17 protein-coding genes, 1 other RNA gene and 1 riboswitch are annotated in these 17,821 nt (G+C 58.2%); of the genes, 13 read left to right on the forward strand and 5 right to left on the reverse strand.

The window, feature by feature from the left end; all coding sequences use genetic code 11:
* The first annotated feature begins 28 nt into the window (after positions 1–28).
* Positions 29–127: signal recognition particle sRNA small type (gene ffs / locus ACRZ9U_RS07005), an RNA gene on the forward strand.
* Positions 128–286: 159 nt separating this feature from the next.
* On the forward strand, positions 287–1,315 hold the full coding sequence (rsgA, locus tag ACRZ9U_RS07010; RefSeq protein ID WP_170406552.1) for a ribosome small subunit-dependent GTPase A: 1,029 nt from the start codon (positions 287–289) through the stop codon (positions 1,313–1,315).
* A 36-nt stretch (positions 1,316–1,351) separates the two neighbouring features.
* Here the strand turns inward: rsgA and ACRZ9U_RS07015 are convergent, their stop codons facing one another.
* Positions 1,352–2,209 carry an alpha/beta hydrolase family protein gene (locus tag ACRZ9U_RS07015; protein ID WP_480563111.1) on the reverse strand — a complete coding sequence of 286 codons (858 nt, stop codon included), beginning with the start codon at positions 2,207–2,209 and terminating at the stop codon, positions 1,352–1,354.
* A 121-nt stretch (positions 2,210–2,330) separates the two neighbouring features.
* A riboswitch (cobalamin riboswitch) is annotated at positions 2,331–2,551 on the forward strand.
* Between the two features lie 91 nt (positions 2,552–2,642).
* Here ACRZ9U_RS07015 and ACRZ9U_RS07020 point away from each other — a divergent pair.
* Positions 2,643–3,050: a hypothetical protein gene (locus tag ACRZ9U_RS07020; RefSeq protein ID WP_170406558.1), complete on the forward strand. Its 408-nt coding sequence runs from the start codon at positions 2,643–2,645 to the stop codon at positions 3,048–3,050.
* Between the two features lie 4 nt (positions 3,051–3,054).
* On the opposite strand, the gene ACRZ9U_RS07025 is transcribed toward ACRZ9U_RS07020, so the two are convergent.
* On the reverse strand, positions 3,055–3,555 hold the full coding sequence (locus ACRZ9U_RS07025; RefSeq protein ID WP_170406561.1) for a phosphatase domain-containing protein: 501 nt from the start codon (positions 3,553–3,555) through the stop codon (positions 3,055–3,057).
* A gap of 172 nt (positions 3,556–3,727) precedes the next feature.
* Here ACRZ9U_RS07025 and ACRZ9U_RS07030 point away from each other — a divergent pair, with 172 nt between their 5' ends.
* The 5 genes from ACRZ9U_RS07030 (at position 3,728) to ACRZ9U_RS07050 (ending at position 7,971) form a co-directional block, all read left to right on the forward strand.
* Complete coding sequence (locus ACRZ9U_RS07030) at positions 3,728–5,488, forward strand: DNA polymerase III subunit gamma/tau (protein WP_170406564.1); 1,761 nt, start codon at positions 3,728–3,730, stop codon at positions 5,486–5,488.
* Between the two features lie 235 nt (positions 5,489–5,723).
* The gene (locus ACRZ9U_RS07035) at positions 5,724–6,068 is read left to right on the forward strand and encodes a YbaB/EbfC family nucleoid-associated protein (protein ID WP_170398693.1); all 345 of its coding nucleotides are present in this window, start codon (positions 5,724–5,726) and stop codon (positions 6,066–6,068) included.
* A 64-nt stretch (positions 6,069–6,132) separates the two neighbouring features.
* Positions 6,133–6,726 (forward strand): recombination mediator RecR, encoded by a 594-nt coding sequence (gene recR / locus ACRZ9U_RS07040; protein ID WP_170398696.1) that lies wholly within the window; start codon positions 6,133–6,135, stop codon positions 6,724–6,726.
* A gap of 69 nt (positions 6,727–6,795) precedes the next feature.
* Positions 6,796–7,377, forward strand: coding sequence for a histidine phosphatase family protein (locus ACRZ9U_RS07045; protein WP_170398699.1), 582 nt, complete (start codon positions 6,796–6,798; stop codon positions 7,375–7,377).
* Positions 7,378–7,482: 105 nt separating this feature from the next.
* Complete coding sequence (locus ACRZ9U_RS07050; protein WP_170406567.1) at positions 7,483–7,971, forward strand: hypothetical protein; 489 nt, start codon at positions 7,483–7,485, stop codon at positions 7,969–7,971.
* On the opposite strand, the gene ACRZ9U_RS07055 is transcribed toward ACRZ9U_RS07050, so the two are convergent.
* A complete protein-coding gene (locus tag ACRZ9U_RS07055; RefSeq protein WP_170406570.1) occupies positions 7,968–8,597 on the reverse strand; it encodes a ribonuclease T2 in 630 nt (209 codons plus the stop codon). The two genes, ACRZ9U_RS07050 and ACRZ9U_RS07055, sit on opposite strands and share 4 nt — an antisense overlap.
* Before the next feature lie 130 nt (positions 8,598–8,727).
* On the opposite strand from ACRZ9U_RS07055, the gene ACRZ9U_RS07060 reads away from it, so the two are divergent.
* Together ACRZ9U_RS07060 and ACRZ9U_RS07065 are read left to right on the forward strand one after the other, a co-directional pair.
* On the forward strand, positions 8,728–9,489 hold the full coding sequence (locus ACRZ9U_RS07060) for a DUF1013 domain-containing protein (RefSeq protein ID WP_170406573.1): 762 nt from the start codon (positions 8,728–8,730) through the stop codon (positions 9,487–9,489).
* Between the two features lie 54 nt (positions 9,490–9,543).
* On the forward strand, positions 9,544–9,933 hold the full coding sequence (locus ACRZ9U_RS07065; RefSeq protein WP_170398710.1) for a hypothetical protein: 390 nt from the start codon (positions 9,544–9,546) through the stop codon (positions 9,931–9,933).
* 42 nt (positions 9,934–9,975) lie between these two features.
* On the opposite strand, the gene ACRZ9U_RS07070 is transcribed toward ACRZ9U_RS07065, so the two are convergent.
* Together ACRZ9U_RS07070 and ACRZ9U_RS07075 are read right to left on the reverse strand one after the other, a co-directional pair.
* Complete coding sequence (locus tag ACRZ9U_RS07070) at positions 9,976–11,007, reverse strand: permease (RefSeq protein ID WP_170406576.1); 1,032 nt, start codon at positions 11,005–11,007, stop codon at positions 9,976–9,978.
* Entirely contained in the window at positions 11,000–11,308 is a 309-nt protein-coding gene (locus ACRZ9U_RS07075) for an ArsR/SmtB family transcription factor (RefSeq protein ID WP_170398716.1), read from the reverse strand. Before ACRZ9U_RS07075 ends, ACRZ9U_RS07070 begins: the two co-directional genes overlap by 8 nt.
* A 146-nt stretch (positions 11,309–11,454) precedes the next feature.
* On the opposite strand from ACRZ9U_RS07075, the gene pdxR reads away from it, so the two are divergent.
* The 3 genes from pdxR to ACRZ9U_RS07090 all read left to right on the forward strand — a co-directional run.
* Positions 11,455–12,915: a MocR-like pyridoxine biosynthesis transcription factor PdxR gene (gene pdxR, locus ACRZ9U_RS07080; RefSeq protein WP_170406579.1), complete on the forward strand. Its 1,461-nt coding sequence runs from the start codon at positions 11,455–11,457 to the stop codon at positions 12,913–12,915.
* Positions 12,916–13,039: 124 nt separating this feature from the next.
* Positions 13,040–14,815: a sulfoacetaldehyde acetyltransferase gene (gene xsc, locus ACRZ9U_RS07085; protein WP_170514751.1), complete on the forward strand. Its 1,776-nt coding sequence runs from the start codon at positions 13,040–13,042 to the stop codon at positions 14,813–14,815.
* Positions 14,816–15,053: 238 nt separating this feature from the next.
* The coding region (locus ACRZ9U_RS07090) for a molybdopterin oxidoreductase family protein (protein ID WP_480901495.1) at positions 15,054–17,821 on the forward strand (2,768 nt) is incomplete at its 3' end.

Here is a 17,821-nt window from a genome sequence, read left to right on the forward strand (position 1 = left end):
TTTTCAGGGGATGCACCTATATCGGCTTTGAGAGGTTGGCGCGGGCGAGCGCCTCGCCAACCTGGTCAGGTCCGGAAGGAAGCAGCCACAACGAGCCCCGCTTGGGTCGATGTCCAACCTCTCACTTAGAACCTATCAGCCGCAGGAGGGCGTTTATGATTGTAACAAAAACCCTTCGGGCAGACCGGTTCTGATCCTTTCCGATCAACTGATTGCCTGAACACGTCGCCGGCGGATGCGCGATTGCCATTCGACGGGATTGCTGTTTCTGATCACAGGCAGACCAATGTTACTTTCCTTTTCGGACCTCGGATGGTCCTCTCATTTCGCGGCTCAGCATACGGCTGATCCGTCACTTCTTCCGTATCGCATCTCGGCCGTACACCGGGATCGACTGATCGGGCTGAGCCCTGAAGGTGAATCGCCTTTGTTATCTCTGGATCAATCAACCGGCGCATATGCCGTTGGGGATTGGGTTATGGCGGATGAAAACAAACGCATACGCCGCGTGCTGGACCGGCGCAGCCTGCTGCAGCGCCGGGCCGCAGGTACAGGGGCAGCGGCGCAGCTGATCGCTGCAAATGTTGATGTGCTGTTCATCGTCAGTTCCTGCAACGCCGATTTCAATCTGCCACGATTGGAGCGGTATCTTGCGCTGGCGCATCAGGCAGGCTGCTATCCGGTGGTCGTTCTGACCAAGTCGGACATGTGCGATGATCCGAGCCTTTATGTAGATCAGGCCCAATCGCTCGCCCCGTTTCTGACGATACTTGCGGTCAACGCGCTGGATCACGGCGATCTCGAACAAGTTCTGTCGTGGTGTCCGAAAGGACAAACCAGCGCCTTGCTTGGATCATCCGGCGTTGGGAAAACGACGCTCGCCAACGGGATGACGGGGCAGGATCAGGCCACCGCAGGTATCCGTGAAGATGATGCGCGCGGCAGGCACACAACAACTGCACGCGCCTTGCATCGCATGCGCAATGGCGGCTGGCTGATCGATACGCCCGGCATGCGCGCGTTGCGTCTGCTGGATGCGCAGGAGGGGTTGGATGAGGTATTTTCGGACATCTCAGACCTCAGCCTGGATTGCCGCTTCTCGGATTGTCAGCACGAGACCGAGCCCGAATGTGCGGTGCAGGCGGCAATCGACGCTGGTACGCTTGATCCCGCGCGGCTGGACCGCTGGCGCAAGCTGCGGCGCGAAGACCAACACAATTCCGCTTCGGTGGCGCAGGCCCGCGCCCGCGACAAGGCGTTCGGCAAGATGGTGCGCAGCGTGATGCACGAGAAAAAATCCCGTAAAGGGCTATAACGAAGCTGGGCACCGACCTACCGGTGCCCAGCGCTATCAGGCGATCAGTCTAGGCCAGACTGCCGCATTCCGTCTTGCGAATGCACCTATATGGCCGATCTTGGACACTCCGAATTCGCTTGGTGCAAGCAGATGGCGCCCGGCTTTGGGTCCATAGAGATCGGCAAGACGCCAGACAGCATCCGGCGGCACCATTTCATCATCTGCGAAGGTAAACAGATCGACACGTTTGCCCAAGTCTTTCCAGCGGGCGGCGGGCAGTGTCGTGCCGATCTCTGGCACATAGCTTTTGGGGGCGGTGCACCATTTGCGCCATTGCCAATAGACTTGGGCAGGCAGGTCCGATCCAAACCCGACCAACCGCCCGGGCAGGTAGCCAAGCGCCTTGACCACCAGCGGCGCGTGACCATACCAGAACAACGCCGCCAAAGCGCGATAAGGCCAAGGGTGATCCGCCAGCGTTACCAGACCCGAACAGACACAGATCATCCTGTCGATCTGATCGATATCGGGTTGGATCGGGCCAAACATTCCGCCCAAGGAATGACCGATGCTCCATAGCTTGGCCTGCGGAAACCGTCGGCGCATCTCGGCCCGGGCGGATGGAATGTCGATCAACGCCCAATCGGCCATGGTGACATTTGACCGCTTTTGCGAACCCACCAAAGAGTGACCAAAATCCCGGTAATCGTAAGTCAGGCAGGCCATGCCCTGTTCTTCGGCGAGCCATCGGGCGAAGTACTGATAGTAATCCCTCGGCACCCCAGTCGCACCGTTTATGACGACCACCTTTTCGGGGTCGGCAACCGGACGGTAAAGCCGCGCCGACAACATTGCCGGGCCGGACGGGATTTGAAAATCCTCGGTCACAACCGCCTGCTGCGTGTCCAACATGGTGCCCTCCAATACCGACTGAACTGATCAGTTCACCCGAAGCGCCTCAAGTCAAGGTTGACGTGACTGGACCATACGTCACTTGCCTGACGCAATCTTCTTGACTCGGGCACGGCGCAGCCGCTAGCCATGTCGCGATGGTTCTCGCGCCCAATCGGGCCGGGATGAAAAGGGAACACGGTGCGGTTCTGCCCGGATAAATCCGGAAAGAACCTAGTCCGAGACTGCCCCCGCAACTGTAAGCGGAGAGCAATGCCGAGATACCACTGGCCTTGAAGGCTGGGAAGGTCGGCAAAGCGATGACCCGCAAGTCAGGAGACCTGCCATCGGATGTAGAACCGAAACTCGGGCGGGGTGTCCGGGACGGGTTTGATCGTGCTCCGCAACGACCAACCTGTGCCACGCCCGCGCCTTGCGCGCGGAGGGCGCATTGATGATCTGGAAGACCAAAACACACGAATTCACGGCGACCGTGTGCCAACGTACTGGCGCACCCTGCCCCGCATTGGCGCAGATGGCGCGGGCTCTGACGCAGGCCATGTCGTCTGCACAGCCGATCACAAAACCTGAGTTCGAAATTGAAGGCAGCATAGACCTGTCGCACTGCCCAGAGGGGTGTACCGCCCGCTTTCGCGCCCAATGTGATCAGATCCGCGTATTCTGCGGCGCCGATCCTGAAACTGCGATCGACCGGCTTGATGACTACGCTGACATGATGTTCGGGACCGAGTTCAGCAGCCTGCCCTCTGACCTGCTGAGGAACCATCCGTGCGCCATGCTTGAGGCTTCGCTTCTGGTACCACATACCGGTGGCGAAATCTCGCCACATGTTGGTGTCTAGGCCGTCAAACGGCTTGAACACGGGCCGGTTCAACGGCCCAAAGCATCTGGGCATTTGTCTCGACTGCGCAAGGACGCACCGTACGCAATCGCTTCAATGCCGCCTCAGGCCGTTCACCGCATTCAACCATCAGACGCAGAACCACCATCCCGGATCGGCCACAGCCACCACGGCAATGCACTAGCACACGGCCACCACCTGACAACGCCTGACGGGCAGTCGCGCCAACGCGGGGCCAGCGCTCCACAATCTCCTTGGGTGGCGTGCCAAAATCATCGATCGGCAAATGCACCCATCTGCTGGCACGCCCCTGAATATCAGCGCCAAAATTCCGCGCACCATCCTGAATCATCTCAACCTCAGTCGTCATCGAGATCACAAGCCCGGGCTTCCAGTCTGCGATAAGATCAAGGTCTTCTGCATACGTTCCTCCACGCCCAGGCATCGAGGACAAGGCCAAGGTGCCTCCGCCGACCTGCAACGCATAAACCACCAGTTGCGACATAATCTCCCCCCAAACAAACTTCACCCAACAACATACTGGTCCAATAAATAGAATAGAGTGGATTTTAGCCGCATACCCACGCATTCCAAAATGAAAATCGTCCCGGCTGGCTGTGGACGCGGGCGGCGGGGGCCTCTACGCTGCGGCGTAACGCGAATCCGACAGAGCAGACATGACCGAGACGCCCAGCCCCGCCTACCAGGTTCTTGCCCGCAAATACCGCCCCGAAACCTTTGCCGATCTAGTCGGTCAGGACGCCATGGTGCGCACTCTGAAAAACGCCTTCGAGGCGGACCGGATCGCGCAGGCCTTCATCATGACCGGCATCCGCGGTACCGGCAAGACGACGACCGCTCGGATCATAGCCAAGGGTATGAACTGCATCGGTCCCGATGGCAGCGGCGGCCCTACCACCGAACCCTGCGGTCAATGTGAACACTGCGTAGCCATCATGGAGGGCCGCCATGTCGATGTGATGGAGATGGACGCCGCCAGCCGCACCGGTGTCAATGACATCCGCGAGATCATCGACAGCGTCCGCTATCGCGCTGCGTCCGCGCGCTACAAGATCTATATCATCGACGAGGTTCACATGCTGTCGACCAGCGCTTTCAACGCGCTGCTCAAGACGCTGGAAGAACCCCCCGAACACGTGAAGTTCATCTTTGCCACCACCGAGATTCGCAAGGTCCCGGTGACCGTCTTGTCCCGTTGCCAGCGCTTTGATCTACGCCGGATCGAGCCGGAGGATATGATCGGACTGCTTCGCAAAATTGCAGGTGCCGAAGGGGCACAGATTGCCGAGGATGCGTTATCGTTGATCACCCGGGCCGCCGAGGGATCGGCGCGCGATGCGACCTCACTGCTGGATCAGGCGATCTCGCACGGGGCCGGTGAAACCAGCGCGGATCAGGTGCGCGCGATGCTGGGGCTGGCCGATCGGGGCCGGGTGCTGGATCTGATGGATATGATCCTGCGCGGCGATGCTGCAGGCGCGTTGACCGAGCTGAGCGGGCAATATGCCGAAGGGGCTGATCCACTCGCCGTCTTACGCGATCTGGCTGAAATCACGCATTGGGTTTCGGTGGTCAAGATCACCCCGGATGCCGCCGAAGATCCCACCGTTTCCCCCGACGAACGCGCCCGAGGTCAACAAATGGCCGAGGCTCTGCCCATGCGAGTCCTTACACGCATGTGGCAAATGCTGCTGAAAGCGCTCGAGGAAGTTTCCGCCGCACCCAACGCAATGATGGCTGCGGAAATGGCCGTGATCCGCCTGACCCATGTGGCCGACTTGCCTAGCCCGGAGGAGCTGATCAAGCGTCTGCAAGATACGCCTCCGCCGCCCAATGGTGGCCCCGGCAAGGGAATCGGTGCGCCGGGACATGCTCCTGCCGCGCCACAGGCTGTGGCCCGATCGGCCTATGCCGCATCGGGAATCGGCGGCAACGCAGGCGGGCCAACGGCCGCGCTGGCCCAGGATGTGCAGGCAGCGCTGGCACGCTATCCAACATTTGAACATGTGGTCGAACTGATCCGAGCCAACCGGGATGTGAAGTTGTTGGTCGAGGTCGAAAACGGCGTGCGTCTGGTATCCTACCAACCGGGCAGGATCGAGTTCGCCCCAACCGACAACGCCCCGACCGACCTGTCACAACGATTGGGCGCGTCGCTGCAGCGTTGGACGGGCAACCGGTGGGCCGTTTCTATTGTCGCTGAGGGCAACGCACCGACCATTGCCGAGGTACGGGACGCTGCAGACTTGGCACTGAAGGCCGAGGCTGAACAGCATCCTCTGGTGCAAGCAGTGCTGACTCATTTCCCGAAAGCGCGGATCAAGAGCATCGAAACCGCAGAACAACGCGCCGCTCAAGTCGAAACCGAAGCCCTGCCCGAGGTCGAAGACGAATGGGACCCGTTTGAAGAGGACTGACTTTCGAGCATAAGCGCACCTCAACGAAATGCTCCCTCCCCCGCCACGGGCCACCGGCTAACGCCGATACCCCTGAGCGGCTTTGGGCCCGGCAGCGCCCCTTGCCCCCTGCCGTCCCCAACGGGAGGAAAGGTCTTGCCAAAGACCTTGACGACGGGCGGGAGTATCCTGACCTCTTGTGCCGCGCGGTTACGCTTCGTATCTAGGCCACAAATCGAGTGACAGGAGATTACCGATGCTAAAAGGTTTAGGCGGCCTGGGTGACATGGCCAAGATGATGAAATCCGCGCAGGATCTGCAGACCAAGATGACTGACATGCAGGAAGAGCTGAACACCATCATGGTTGTCGGCGAATCCGGTGCCGGGCTGGTCAAGGCCACCGCGACCGCCAAGGGCGAGTTGAAAGGTCTGGATATCGACCCGTCGATCTTTAACGGTGACGATAAGGAAGTAGTCGAAGACCTCATCCTCGCCGCGATCAAGGACGCCCAAACCAAGGCGCAGGAACGTTCGCAGGCAGAAATGGCCAAGCTGACCGAAAGCATGGGCCTGCCCGCAGACATCAAGCTGCCGTTCTGATACACCCTCCTGACGGATCTATGGCCGGGGCGTGTTTCCCTGGCCCAATTGCGAGGGTCTCACGGTGAGTTCGAACAGTGACATCGACAATCTGATCGACCTGATGGCCAAGCTGCCCGGTCTCGGCCCCCGCTCGGCCCGCCGCGCAGTCCTGCACCTGATCCGCAAACGCGCCCTGCTGCTGACGCCGCTTTCTGACGCCATGCAGCAGGTAGCCGTAACTGCCCGTGAATGCCTGAACTGCGGCAATGTGGGCACCACTGATATCTGCGACATCTGCAATGATGAGGCCCGCGCAACCGGAGAACTGTGCGTAGTCGAAGACGTCGCAGATCTTTGGGCGATGGAGCGCGCCGGGGTCTTCAAGGGCCGCTATCACGTTTTGGGCGGCACGTTGTCGGCTTTGGACGGAGTCGGCCCGGATGAATTGCGCATCCCCCGGTTGAAGGACCGGGTTGTGGCCGAGAGTATCACCGAGATCATCCTCGCCCTGAACGCCACCGTCGATGGTCAGACCACCGCCCACTACATCGCGGATCAGTTGGAGGGGCAGGTTCGTCTGACATCCCTGGCACAAGGTGTGCCGATTGGGGGCGAGTTGGACTATCTGGATGATGGGACGATTACGGCGGCTTTGCGGGCGAGGAAGGAAATCTGACAAAGTGTGTTCGGCATGCACTGTCAATCTACACTAGAAATTAGCTTGTGGGTAATTCAGGAAACCGCATTGACCAAGTACCCCGATCTGTTTGTCCTAAGACATGGCGAAACCGAGTGGAATACCTTGGGCAAGTTTCAAGGCCGCAAGAACTCTCCGCTAACGGAAACCGGTATCTATCAGGCGCGGCAGCAGCGGGAGATACTTGGCCGTATCCCCAACCACCCTAAACGCGTGTTCGTCAGCCCGCAGGAGCGGGCGCAACACACCGCAAGGCTGGCGATTGCACCCCAGTTTGATTTCGCAAACGATGACCGGTTAACGGAAATCGCATTTGGCCAATGGGAAGGCGCGACGCGGGAATTCATTCGGACTCAAATCGATTGCCCATACGAGTCCTATCATTGGTATTTTCGCAGCCCGGATGGCGAAAGCTTTGACGAGATCTATGAGAGGGTACAATCGTTCTTAGACGAGCAAGACGAATCCGCAATCGTGGTGACGCACGGGGTTACGTCACTGATATTGCGCGGGATTTGGCTGGGCCTTGGCATCAACGATCTGTTAAAACTTCCCAGGACCCAAGGATGTGTTTTTCGCCTGTCAAACGGCACCGAGACGATCTTGACCAAGACGGGTAGTTTGCAATGATCTTGGCGGATAAGTGTTTTTGGTGTCCTTTTAGATTCAAATCTCAAATTAGCTTGAAAAACGAACAGAGTTAAATTCCACTGAGCGAAAGACTTGGAGCACATAATGACCCGCCTTCTCGCACTCACCTTAGCCGCCTTCGCCGCCACTGCCGCCCTGTCGCAGGAACTTATCGACAAAGGTTTTGTCGAAGGCTGGAACATCATGATGGACCCCAATCTTGGCAATGGGTGCCTGATACAAACCGTTTATCAGGACCTCTCGGTGGTGCGGCTAGGCTATGACGCGTTGGATAATCGCGGGTATTTCACAGTTTACAACAAGGCTTGGGGCGACATTAAACCGGGGGAACAATACCCAATCCGGTTTGAGCTGGACGGCAAGAGCTTTGATGCCACCGCCATCGGGTTCAAGCAGGATCGCGTGCCCGGCGCGACGGTGTTCTTTACGGACCGGAGTTTCGTCACCTCGATTGCGCAGAACAAGACCATGACCGTCTACAATCCAGAAGGTCAGACCGTCATGGCGATTGATCTGAAAGGCACCGCCAAAGCGCTGGATTATGCGCGCGACTGCCAGAACAAAAAGCTCTAACGAATCGGATCAAACACTGCGTCTTTGGCGGTGCAATCACGGATCACGTCGCGGCCACAGGGCACCGGGTCAAGATCGCGGGACAAGCACAGGCGGACTTCTTCGATATAGCCTTGCTTACAGGTGATGGTGATCATGTCAGGCTCGAGCGTGGGATTGGCCTTGAGAAAGGCCTCTTCCACCACCGAAGCGGGCAGTTTGACCGTCGCGTCCAGCTTGCGGAACACTTCGGGGCGCGCAACACCTGCATAAGCCTGCCGCGACAGGGCGAAATAGTCGGGTGCACTGAGGCCCGAACAGGTGCCGTGCTTTTTCCATTGATGCCAGGCCAACCCGGATGAGCCCTGAATATCCTCCATTTCCCGCGTCATGCGGCGTGTGGGTGGCGCTTCGGACGTGCGACAGTACGAAGGCCAACCCTGATGGAATTGCGGCCAGAGACCATGCAATATCCATCCGTGATCGTGTCGTGCGTTGCACTGATCCGATCCGCGCGCATCGCCCTCGCGGGCGCACCAATTGGGCGACCAGCTGAGCGACAGAACGTAGTAGTCAAAATCGCCCGCCTTTTCGCCCTCGGCCATCGCAGCCATGGCACTTAGCACCCACAAAATCGCCCAGCGCATTCGCCTCTTCCCTTCTTTAGCTGTCGCGACTATATAGGCCCCAAGTTCCCCGACAACGGAAACCTGCCCCATAGCTTCGGGGCCGCCGAATTCCGGCGACGGGACAGATGTATTTATAGGAGACGGGCTGATGGCAAAACCGCTTATGGCCAAGGCAACCGCCGTATGGCTGGTGGACAACACCACGATCAGCTTCAAGCAGATCGCGGATTTCGTAGGCATGCACGAGCTGGAAGTGCAGGGTATTGCGGATGGTGATGTGGCTGCAGGTGTCAAAGGGTTTGACCCGATAGCCAACAACCAGCTGACTCAGGAAGAAATTGACACCGCGCAAAACAACCCGCTGCACAAGCTGAAGCTGAAATTCAATCCGGCGGCATCAGGCGAAGAGAAACGCCGTGGTCCGCGCTACACCCCGCTGTCCAAGCGTCAGGACCGTCCGAACTCGATCCTGTGGCTGGTCAAGTTCCACCCGGAACTCAGCGACGGCCAGATTGCCAAGCTGGTCGGCACCACCAAGCCGACCATCCAGTCGATCCGCGAGCGGACGCACTGGAACATCTCGAACATGCAGCCGATCGATCCGGTTGCCCTGGGTCTGTGCAAACAATCCGAACTGGATGCCATCGTGCAAAAGGCTGCGGCCAAGAAAGCAGCTGAAGGTGGCGTGATGAGCGATGATGAGCGTCGCAAACTGGTGTCGACCGAACAGTCGCTTGAGATGGATTCAGCGCCCAAGATCCCGACCGCGATCGAAGGTCTCGAGACATTCTCGTTGTCCGAGGACACCAACGAGAAGGAAGAAGAAGAGCCCATCGTCGATGCGGATAGCTTCTTCAACCTGCCCAAGGGTGGTGGTGATGAAGAAGACGAAGACGATCTGCGCCCCTGAGATGCGCATGGTCCCGGCCTCGAATAGCCGGGACCCGATTTTTTGGGTGATTTGATGCTAAAGGTTCTATCCTTATTCTTCGACGCGCATCGTGCCGTTTCAATCTATGTGTTCCTGAAATCCTGGTGGTTGGCCATTACAGGTGCCGTAGTGATGATTGCAATAGTCGCTGGCTTGCTATTGCTGAATGACGACGGCAAGCACGAGCACGAGGCGTTTCTCACCGTCGCGGTTTTGTCGGCGACACCGATCAATGGCGATCTCAAGAACGGGGTCATTGCTTCGGTGCGCTTGCCGGATGGCTCGGCAGCATCAATCACCTCGACCGAAGGGCCGATTGCTCAGACAGTTGGAACCCAAGCCTGTATCGAGAAACGGGTTTTCGTTGAAAGTGGAGAGCCAAGGTATCGGTTCAAACTGCCACGATATTGCGAAGCTAGCTAGAAAAGGAAAACCGCCCGGTGGCTCAACCGAGCGGTTTTTTGTTCAGATCATCTGAAACAGGATGCCTGCTACGATAGCGCCGCTGATGCCCAATCCCAGATAGGTGGCAAAGACGCGCGGTTTCACCAGTGACCACACGGCCGCCATCGCAGGTATCGAACTGACCGCGCCGGCCACCATGAACGACATCGCAGCACCCGCACTCATACCCTGCTCCATCAGACCCGCAAGAAGCGGTGGTGCGACGTAAGAGTTCAGATAGGCAGGCATTCCGACCAAGGCTGCGATGACGATTGGTACAACACCCTCACCACCAACAACGCGGGCGATCAGGTCTGCCGGAACATAGCTGACCAGCAATGCTTCGAGCACGTAGGCAAATGCCAGCCATTTGAGCAAGAACAGACCGTTATGAACGAACTCAACCCGAAAGCGCGTCCGACGGTCAGGGTCTTGCCAGAACTTCCAGACGGGTTTGTCATCTTGCTTTGGTCCGCAACCGCAGCAACCAGCGGGTTTGTATTCACGCAACGGCTGCGCAAAGGCACCTCCCTGCATCAGGGTGCGCACGGCAAACCCGCCGAACAAACCCAACGCGACAGCGGCAACCGCTTTACCAATTGCAAACGGCCAACCCAGCGCACCCGCAGTAATCAGCAACGTCGGGGGGTCGATCAACGGTGAACTGAGCCAGAATGCCATCACGGCCGACAATGGCGCACCCAGAGCCAGCAAGCCTGCGATGAATGGGATCACTTCGCAGGAACAAAATGGGGCCAGCCCGCCAAACAACGCGGCCAGAAAGATCATCCGTGTCTCGCGACCCTCAAATGCACGGGCGACCATCACTTCGGCCCCGGTTGCCTTCAGGTATGATAGCAGCAGAACAGCAAACAGGATGTACTGGCCCGTATGCGCAAGCGCTTTGGCTGCAAAACTCACGACCTCGGTCCAGTTGCCCGGATCAAGAATGGCCACCAGCGCCAGTATGACCACGATCAGAGCCCAGGGCGTTTTGATCAGGTCGATCAGGTTTCTGGCAAGTGGCTTGGGGTTTTGGGTCAGTTCAGCCATCGTTTGCGGCCTTTCCGATTTCGTCTGCGCAGCATTCACTTAGGATGAACTGCGCCAGGTTTCTCAATTCGTCAAAGCACGCGCGGTTGATCGTGCTACGCCCGATCTTCTCTTGCTCAACTACTCCGCCAGCAGCCAGAAACCGCAGATGATGCGCCAGAGTCGAGGGCGCGATTCCTGTCCTCGTTTGAATTTCTCCAACGGTCAGGCCTGCTTCCCCAGCACGAACCAAGGTCTTAAGAACCTTCAATCGGGCTTCCGAGCCCATGGCAGAGAAACCTGCGGCAGCTTCTTCCCACATCCTTTATCTCCATTAAACTAGATTTATGGTTATTTAGTTTAATTCGTATCCTGCGTCAACCACACGTGTGCGTAAAACTCTCCACATGGTTCGCAGGGCCATAAGTCCAGATTGCCACCGCCTTAGGTCCAACCTATAACGATGCAATGGGTATTTCGGTCGACACATTCTTTTTGGAACGCAATGGGCAAGGCACCTTACAGGCGCAGCTGCAACAGCTGATTGCCGAAGGCATTCTGTCAGGACGCTTCCACGTCGGGGAAAAGCTGCCCTCGTCCCGTAAACTTGCTGCCCATTTGGGTGTCAGCCGGATTACGGTCACGCTTGCCTATACTGAACTGCTGGCCAATGATTACCTGACCGCCAAAGGCCGGTCGGGATACTATGTTTCAGAAAATGCGCCAGTGCCGCCGACCTACACGCCAGTGCGGCGCGACACCGAAGTGGTTGACTGGGATCAGGCGTTTGCCCGCCGTTTCTCGGGCGGTGATGTGCTGACAAAACCCAGCAACTGGCGTGACTACCGCTATCCCTTCATTTATGGCCAAGTCGACAGAAAGCTGTTCGATCATGCAAACTGGCGTCTCTGCGCAGTTCGGGCGTTGGGACATAAGGACTTTGATTCTTTGACCGGAGACTATGTCGATCAGGATGACCCGCTGCTGCTTGAATTCATCGCCCGGCATACTCTTCCCCGCCGCGGAATTGTAGCCCGGCCCGAAGAAATCTTGATCACCCTGGGCGCTCAGAACGCCCTTTGGCTGGCGTCTCGCATATTGCTGAACCGGAACCGTAGGGCAGCGATCGAGGACCCCTGCTATTACGCCCTGCGCGATCTTCTGCTTCACTCGGAATGCAAGCTGTCTTATCTGAAGGTCGACCGGGACGGGTTGCCCCCGGAAACGATCCCAGATGATACCGACGTCATATTCACCACCCCCAGCCACCAGAGCCCGACAACCGCGACCATGCCGGTGGACCGCCGACATGCACTGCTGCGTCGTGCCCGCGAATTGGATGCCATGATCGTCGAGGATGACTATGAATTTGAAATGTCATTTCTCGGGGCCCCGTCACCGGCGCTCAGGTCAATGGATCGCGATGGGCGGGTGATCTACGTGGGCAGCTTTTCCAAGTCGCTGTTTCCGGGGCTTCGATTGGGCTACATGGTCGGGTCCGAACCCTTTATCCGTGAAGCGCGCGCCCTGCGATCTCTGGTCTTGCGTCACCCTCCTGGCCACATGCAGCGAACTGCAGCCTACTTCCTATCGCTCGGCCACTATGATGCTCAGATCCGGCGCATGTCTAAAACGCTGCAACGCCGTCGCGAAGCGATTGAGGAGGCGATTGGACAATATGGTCTGACTGTTGCTGGGCGCGGGATGCTGGGCGGATCATCGATCTGGATGCAAGCGCCGCTGCATGTAGACACCAGCAAACTGGCCCGAGACCTGCAGCGCCAAAGCGTCCATATCGAACCGGGTGAGGCATTTTTTTCAAGCCAGAACAGGCCAAAGAACTTTTATCGGCTGGGCTACTCTTCAATCTCGTCGGATCGTATCGAACCGGGAATCCAACAGATTGCTGAAGCGATCCGGCGTTCTTAAGCACTCTGGACTTAAACCGCTACCGGTTCTGGCCCTAACGCCACAGACACCCGTACGCCAAAACCGATCAGAAAACTGGGTGCAAAACCCCCGTTCCATCCTTCTATGATCGGAGATTACGCAGATGAAGATGACCACCGAAGAAGCCTTTGTAAAAACCCTGCAGATGCATGGCATCGAACATGCGTTCGGTATCATCGGCTCGGCCATGATGCCGATCTCCGACATCTTTGGCAAAGCAGGCATCACTTTCTGGGATTGTGCCCACGAAGGGTCCGGCGGCATGATGGCCGACGGCTATACCCGCGCAACCGGCAAGATGTCGATGATGATCGCCCAGAACGGCCCCGGCATCACCAACTTTGTGACCGCCGTCAAAACTGCCTATTGGAACCACACTCCGCTGCTGCTGGTCACTCCGCAGGCCGCAAACAAGACCATGGGTCAAGGTGGTTTCCAGGAAATGGAGCAGATGCGCATGTTCGCAGACTGCGTTTGCTACCAGGAAGAGGTGCGTGACCCCAGCCGTATGGCAGAGGTTCTGAGCCGGGTGATCATGAACGCCAAGCGCGCCTCGGCACCTGCGCAGATCAACGTTCCGCGCGACTTCTTCACTCAGGTGATCGACATCGAGCTGCCTGCTGTTGTTGAGTTTGAACTGCCTTCGGGTGGTGCAACGGCCGTGTCCGAAGCTGCAGCTCTGCTGTCGAACGCAAAGAACCCCGTTATCCTGAACGGTGCAGGCACCGTTCTGTCGAAAGGCGGCATCGAAGCGTCGAAAGCACTGGCCGAGCGTCTGGACGCTCCGGTCTGCGTTGGCTACCAGCACAATGACGCTTTCCCCGGCTCGCACCCACTGTTCGCTGGCCCACTGGGCTACAACGGCTCAAAAGCCGGTATGCAGCTGATCAAGGAAGCAGACGTTGTTCTATGCCTCGGCACCCGCCTGAACCCCTTCTCGACCCTGCCGGGTTACGGAATGGAGTACTGGCCTGCAGATGCAAAGATCATTCAGGTCGACATCAACCCCGACCGCATCGGCCTGACCAAGAAGGTCTCGGTTGGTATCGTGGGCGATGCGGCGACCGTTGCCACCAGCATCCTGAACCAACTGTCCGACACAGCCGGTGACGAAGGCCGCGACGCGCGCAAGGCTAAGATCGCCGAAACCAAATCGCGTTGGGCGCAAGAGCTGACCTCGATGGACCACGAGCAGGACGATCCGGGCACCACGTGGAACGAACGCGCGCGCGCTGCCAAGCCGGACTGGCTGAGCCCGCGCAAAGCATGGCGCGCGATCCAGTCCGCGCTGCCGAAAGAGGCGATCATCTCGTCCGACATCGGCAACAACTGCGCCATCGGCAACGCCTATCCTTCGTTTGAAGAAGGCCGCAAGTATCTGGCCCCCGGCCTGTTCGGCCCCTGTGGCTATGGCCTGCCTTCGGTCATTGGCGCGAAGATCGGCTGCCCGGATGTACCAGTTGTCGGCTTCTCTGGCGACGGTGCCTTTGGCATTGCAGTCACTGAACTGACCGCCATCGGTCGCGAAGAATGGCCAGCCATCACTCAGGTTGTGTTCCGCAACTACCAGTGGGGTGCGGAAAAGCGCAACTCGACCCTGTGGTTCGATGACAACTTCGTCGGCACCGAGTTGGACACAAAAGTGTCCTATGCCGGCATCGCCAACGCCTGTGGCCTGAAAGGCGTCATCGCACGCACTCAGGATGAGCTGACTGCGGCGCTGAGCCAGGCGATCGAGGATCAGAAGAACGGCATCACCACCCTGATCGAAGCAATGATCAACCAGGAACTGGGTGAACCCTTCCGTCGCGACGCGATGAAGAAGCCGGTTGAGGTTGCAGGTATCGACGCAAGCGACATGCGTCTGCAGCAGGTTTGATTGCTGTCAAAAACATAAGTCGGACCGGGTTCAACCGGTCCCCTTAAAAAAAGCAGAGGAAGGGGGTGCCTGCACTCTCTTCCTCTATATGGTTGAGCCCGGTGTGCTTACGCTCCAGTGTGTTCAACACGTACAGGTACCAAGGCGATCCGCCACAGGGAGAGACAGCGTGAATCAACAACCGAACCTCAACCTATCCCCACCCGTGTCAGACGAGATCCGCCGGACTACATGCTACATGTGTGCCTGCCGCTGCGGTATCAACGTGCACATGAAGGATGGGAAGGTCGCCTATATCGAAGGCAATCGGGATCATCCGGTAAACAAGGGCGTTCTCTGCGCCAAAGGCAGCGCGGGGATTATGCAGGTGAACGCCCCGTCGCGCCTACGCGCACCGCTCAAACGCGTCGGCCCGCGTGGGTCTGGCGAGTTCGAAGAGATCAGTTGGGACGAGGCGCTCGAGATCGCTGTCGGTTGGCTAAAACCGATCCGCGAAGACAACCCTGAGAAACTGGCCTTTTTCACCGGCCGTGATCAGAGCCAGAGCTTCACCAGTTTCTGGGCACAGAATTTCGGCACCTGTAACTATGCGGCCCATGGCGGGTTCTGTTCGGTCAACATGGCAGCCGGTGGCATCTACACGATGGGCGGTGCATTCTGGGAGTTCGGTCAGCCCGACTGGGATCACACCAAGCTGTTCATGCTGTTCGGCGTTGCAGAAGACCACGACAGCAACCCGATTAAAATGGGCATCGGCAAGATCAAGGCGCGCGGTGCCCGGGTGATTGGGGTAAATCCGATCCGCTCGGGCTATAACGCCGTGGCAGATGATTGGGTCGGCATCACCCCCGGTACCGATGGCCTGTTCATCTTGTCGATGATCCATGTGCTGATGAAGGCAGGCAAAATCGATCTGGATTACCTAAGTCGCTACACCAACGCGCCGGTCCTGATCAACGCATCCGACGGTCCGGAAAAGGGTCTGTTCCTGAAAGACGATGACGGCAAGCCATTGGTCATCGACCGCAATACCGGCAAGCTGACTGCTTTCGACACCCCCGGCGTCCGCCCTGACCTATCAGCGACCTACGAAAAGGACGGTGTCACCCACCGCCCCGTCTTCCACCACATGGCAGAACGGTATCTGGCGGATGAATACGCCCCCGAGGCAATCGCAGAAAAATGCGGCGTACCAGCGACCCGCATTCGCGCGATTGCTGGCGAGCTCGCCCGTGTGGCCTTTGATGAAGCGTTCGAACTGGACCATGAATGGACCGATTTCCGGGGCGAGAAACACTCGAAGATGATTGGTCGCCCCGTCGCGATGCACTCGATGCGCGGCGTTTCGGCCCACGCGAACGGTTTCCAGACCTGCCGCGCCCTGCATGTGTTGCAGATCCTGCTTGGAACGGTCGAAGTCCCCGGCGGCTTCCGCTTCAAGCCGCCCTACCCCAAGCCAGTTGAGGCGCATCCGACTCCGCATTGTAAGGTGACTCCGAATACACCTCTGGACGGGCCGCATCTGGGGTTTGTTCGCGGCCCCGAGCATCTGGCGCTTAAAGAAGACGGCAGCCCGGCGCGGATCGACAAAGCGTTTACATGGGAAAACCCGATGTCCAGCCACGGGCTGATGCATATGGTGATCTCGAACGCACATGCGGGCGATCCCTACAAGATCGACACGTTGTTCATGTACATGGCGAACATGTCCTGGAACTCGACCATGAACACCAAGGGTGTCATGGAGATGCTGACGGACAAGGATGAGAACGGCGACTACGTGATCCCGCATATCATCTATTCCGATGCTTATTCCTCGGAAATGGTGGCCTATGCCGACCTTATCCTGCCCGACACAACTTATCTGGAACGACACGACTGTATCTCGCTGCTGGACCGCCCGATCTGCGAGGCCGAGGCAGCGGCAGACGCGATCCGTTGGCCGGTGATTGAACCCGACCGCGACGTACGCGGCTTCCAGTCGGTGCTGATTGATCTGGCCAATCGCATGGATCTGCCCGGCTTTACCAACGATGATGGCAGCGCCAAGTGGACGGATTACGCCGACTATATCGTCAACCACGAACGTAAGCCGGGCATTGGACCGCTTGCCGGTTTCCGGGGCGAAAACGGCGACAAGGAAGGTCGTGGCGAGGTTAACCCCAACCAATTGAACCAATACATCGAGAATGGTGGCTTCTATGTCGCGCATATTCCCGAAGGTGCGGATTACTACAAACCTTGGAACACTGCCTATCAAGACTGGGCTGTGGGCATGGGTATCTATGACAGCCCACAGCCCTATCTATTCCAGCTCTATTCCGAGCCGATGCGTAAATTCCAACTGGCCGCCGAAGGCTACGGGGAACGCCAGCCCCCAGATCACCTGCGCGCGCAGATCCAAGATACAATGGACCCCCTGCCCATTTGGTACGAAACCGATCAGACCAGCAATGAAGGTTTCACCGTCAACGCTCTGACCCAGCGGCCAATGGCGATGTATCATAGTTGGGGCACACAAAACGCCTGGTTGCGTCAGCTGCATGGGCGCAACCCGCTATACGTCCCGACCAAGCTGATGCGTGAACACGGGCTGCAAGACGGCGATTGGGCCAAAGTCAGCTCTCCACATGGCGAGATCACGGTACCCGTCATGGAGATGGCTGCGCTGAACAACAATACCGTGTGGACTTGGAATGCCATCGGAAAGCGCAAAGGGGCCTGGGCCTTGCAGAAAGACGCCCCCGAGGCCACCAAGGGTTTCCTGCTCAACCACCTGATCCACGAGCTGCTGCCCCCCAAAGGTGACGGCCTGCGCTGGGCAAACTCTGATCCGATCACCGGTCAGGCCGCCTGGTTCGATCTGAAGGTAAAAATCGAAAAGGCCGCCGCTCCAAGCGATGCTGAAAGCCAGCCAGAATTCGCTCCAATCAAATCGCCGGTCGGGCAGGGGCCAAAGGATTTGGCCTGGAAGGTGGGCAAATCACCCGATCCGTTCTTCATCTG

It is taken from the genome of Ruegeria sp. D7 (assembly GCF_056534355.1).